Raw genomic sequence first — 3,383 nt, 5'->3', positions numbered from 1 at the left:
CTCTTAAAACCTGTCTCAAATATTGACTTCAATCCATCATTCAGAAATAGGCTGTTAGAAAGTCAAGTTTTGACAGGCCAATTACCATTTTGGGAATGGCGATCAGTGTAAAAAATATACCAAGCGTTTTGAGGAGCAACTATCACCTTGAAAATGCCCGGTATATTTTTTATTGGGTTGCTAAATGATTTTTGAATGAACGGCTGGCTAGAAAATATGGTTTCGGATGTAATTGAATATTAAATAGAATTACAAGTCCTGAAAATTAAAGCATATTAAATATTTAATTGCATATTATAACGTTTGTCCATTAGTGTTAGTTCCTCGTATTTTGACGATATCAGTTCGAACTTTTTACTTTGAGAGAATAATTTTGTAAAATCCCCAAATGACCTATTGCCATTTTTGAACTTTTAATCTATCCTTAATTTGTAGCAAATTAACAAGACGGTACCGGATCAGGCAATGACCGGTATAATCAAAGGAAGGGACTGTCAAGTTATGAACTTGTTGACGATTTTAGTTTTCTACGTGTTAAGTATTTTGATTGGATTAGCCATCGAGGGCTACACTTATTGGGCTGGGTCACAGCGCCAGATCAAGGCCAAGTTGAATTGGTAACCATATTCATCCATAATAAATAATAAAATGAAATGATGAATGATTGAAAGAAGCGTCACGATTAACCGGATAAACGTTAATCGTGACGTTTCTTTATAAATATGAGTAATGTCGATCCGAAACATGGTCTGGTTTCTTAGCCGGGATAAGTATCCGTTTCGTCATCAAAGTCATGCTAAGGTTATCGATTAACCCTGCCACTTTTTTCTAAAATAGTTGAATTTTCCAAAACATCATCGGGAATATCAAAAATCGTTGCTTCAATAACATAGTGTTGAATATGTTGATGCGCATATGCTAAGGCCTGGTTGAAATAGGCGAAAAGCTGACTAATGTTGCCAGTCAGAGTGGTGGCGTAGTGAATTTCGCTTGGCTCTAAGCCTACCTTTTCAGCCAAGTTGACGATTTCTTGAATTTCATTCATATAGTCATCGTCACCAAAGGCGTAGAAAGCATATTTGCACTGGACTGGGAAGTCTGGTAGATCAGTAATCGTTAATGGTTTTATGGATTCATTAGCAAAATGATCGGTATCCTTATTACCGCGACAGCCTTTAGAAAAGGTGAGTTCAAAAGCCGTCTCGGTGTTTTCTTTATGAGCCAATTGGCAAAGAGTTTGGACAACATTGATCACATTTTCCTGACGACCACGATACGTTGTCCCAACGCTGGTAGTTTTTGACCAAACCGGCAATCCAGCTTTATTGAGTGTTTGAATAGCCTGCTTAACGGTGTGGCTGGCATCTGAACTCATTGAGAAAATGTCTAAATTGCAGCCGGTAATATTTACGGAGCCGTCAATGTTACAACTTGTATCAATTTTCATTACTTCTAACGATGATTAATTATCCCTGCGTCGATACTAATCGAATCAGGTTCAATGGGTATAATCTCAGCACATGGCACCCCAAAATTTTTGTTGTCTAAAATGATAAGACGTTAATCAATATTAGTCAAACCCATTTAATATTAATCAAGGAATTAAGACTTTGAGTGGGATGAAAGCGATGTGATATCATCTAACAATTTTCTGAAAAAGTTTTGAAAAAATACTGATGTCAGAAGATATAACGTGTATAATACCAATTAAGGGAAACCAAAAGATTTATTTAGACATCCCAAATAAATGCTATGCAGGAGGCTTTCGATCGATGAAGACAATTGATGATATTCGCAAATTAGCTAAAGATGAAGAGGTTGAATACATAAGAATGACCTTTTCTGACCTGAACGGTGCTTTGAAAAATGTTGAAATTCCGATCAGTTTATTAGATGAAGCACTTGAAAATAAAATCAAAATTGACGGATCTTCAATCACTGGATTTCTACCGATTCAAAATTCAGATATGTACCTGCACCCTGACTTAAATACATGGACTATTTATCCCTGGATCACCACGGGTGGGAAGACGGCCGCACTGATTTGTGATGTCTACAATCGTGACGGTACCCCATTTGCTGGTGATCCTCGTTTCGTTTTAAAACGACTAAATCAATCATTGACCGATATTGATTGTGGCCATCTAAATGTTGGTGCCGAAATGGAGTACTTCCTATTTAAAGCAGATGAATCTGGCAAACCAACTGACACTTTGAATGATCAGGCTTCTTATTTTGATGTTTATCCAGATGATAATGGTGAGGCTTGTCGCCGAGAAACGGTTAATACATTGAAACAAATGGGCTTCCAGATTGAAGCCGATCATCATGAGGTCGCACCGGGTCAGTGCGAAATTGATTTTCGATTTGATGACGCGGTCTTTACGGCTGATCGAATTCAATTATTGAAATTAGCCACCAAGGCGATTGCCGTTAAGTATGGCCTGCGGGCAACCTTTATGCCGAAACCAAAAGCTGGGATGAATGGTTCGGGGATGCATTTGAATACGTCTTTGTTTAAGGATGGCAAGAACCTGTTTGATGATTCCAAGGGTAGCCACGGTCTTTCTTCACTGGCCCTGAATTATTTAGCCGGTATTTTAGCTCATGCTCAAGCCTTTACCGCGATTACCAATCCAACCATTAATAGTTTCAAGCGATTAGTCCCGGGATTTGAAGCGCCAACCTATGTTGCTTGGGCCGTGGATAACCGGACAGCATTGGTTCGAGTCCCTGATGGTCGTGGTCCGGCAACGCGTTTAGAATTACGAAGTGGCGATCCCTCTGCTAATCCATACTTGGCAATTTCGGCTTTGCTAGCTTCTGGATTAGATGGGATTCAACGTCAATTAACGCCCAATAAGAATGTTGAAGACAGCATTTATAACATGACGCCAGAACAACGGACCGATGCCAAAATTGTTGAATTGCCAAGCTCATTGCCGGCTGCACTGGCTAATTTGAAAAATGATGATATTTTAGCTAAATCTTTGGGAAGTGTTGTGCCAAAGTATCTGGAAATTAAGCAGGATGAGTTGACCAACTATCAGATGAGTGTCACTGATTGGGAAAAGAAGACTTATTTTAATGTTTAATGCTGGGATTAGGCAGGCATGAATCCTCGGTGTTTAATTAAACGTGAGTTTGCGATATTGTTAAAATGCGTAAATAAATAATAAAAGTTCGTTTAAAATAAAGTACTGTTAGAAATAATCGTAACGGCACTTTATTTTTTATCTCTTGAATTGTCAAATTAAGTGCAACACTACATTAAAGAATATTTCATAAGGCGTTTTCCATCCGAGACATTTACGGGGACGATTATTCATTTGTTCTGCATATGCTTGTATCCGGCGGTCAGTAATTGAATCAAGGTCAGTTCC

The 3,383-nt window shown here is 38.5% G+C and carries 2 protein-coding genes, 1 pseudogene and 1 riboswitch; of the genes and pseudogenes, 1 reads left to right on the top strand and 2 read right to left on the bottom strand.

Going from position 1 to position 3,383, the window contains the following annotated elements; genetic code table 11:
- Positions 1 to 802 precede the first annotated feature (802 nt).
- The gene (locus LPKJCM_RS00795) at positions 803 to 1,447 is read right to left on the bottom strand and encodes a YkoF family thiamine/hydroxymethylpyrimidine-binding protein (RefSeq protein ID WP_087069499.1); all 645 of its coding nucleotides are present in this window, start codon (positions 1,445 to 1,447) and stop codon (positions 803 to 805) included.
- A 5-nt stretch (positions 1,448 to 1,452) separates the two neighbouring features.
- Positions 1,453 to 1,541, bottom strand: a riboswitch (TPP riboswitch).
- Positions 1,542 to 1,772: 231 nt separating this feature from the next.
- Between LPKJCM_RS00795 and glnA the strand changes: the two genes are divergently transcribed.
- Complete coding sequence (glnA, locus tag LPKJCM_RS00790) at positions 1,773 to 3,095, top strand: type I glutamate--ammonia ligase (RefSeq protein WP_057961470.1); 1,323 nt, start codon at positions 1,773 to 1,775, stop codon at positions 3,093 to 3,095.
- Between the two features lie 153 nt (positions 3,096 to 3,248).
- Here the strand turns inward: glnA and LPKJCM_RS13340 are convergent.
- Positions 3,249 to 3,383, bottom strand: a pseudogene (locus LPKJCM_RS13340) (IS30 family transposase); the annotation flags it as partial.

The organism is Lentilactobacillus parakefiri (assembly GCF_002157585.1).
Taxonomy (GTDB): domain Bacteria; phylum Bacillota; class Bacilli; order Lactobacillales; family Lactobacillaceae; genus Lentilactobacillus; species Lentilactobacillus parakefiri.
The sequence above is the reverse complement of the archived record's forward strand: the minus strand, read 5'-3'. Positions and strand labels throughout refer to the sequence as shown.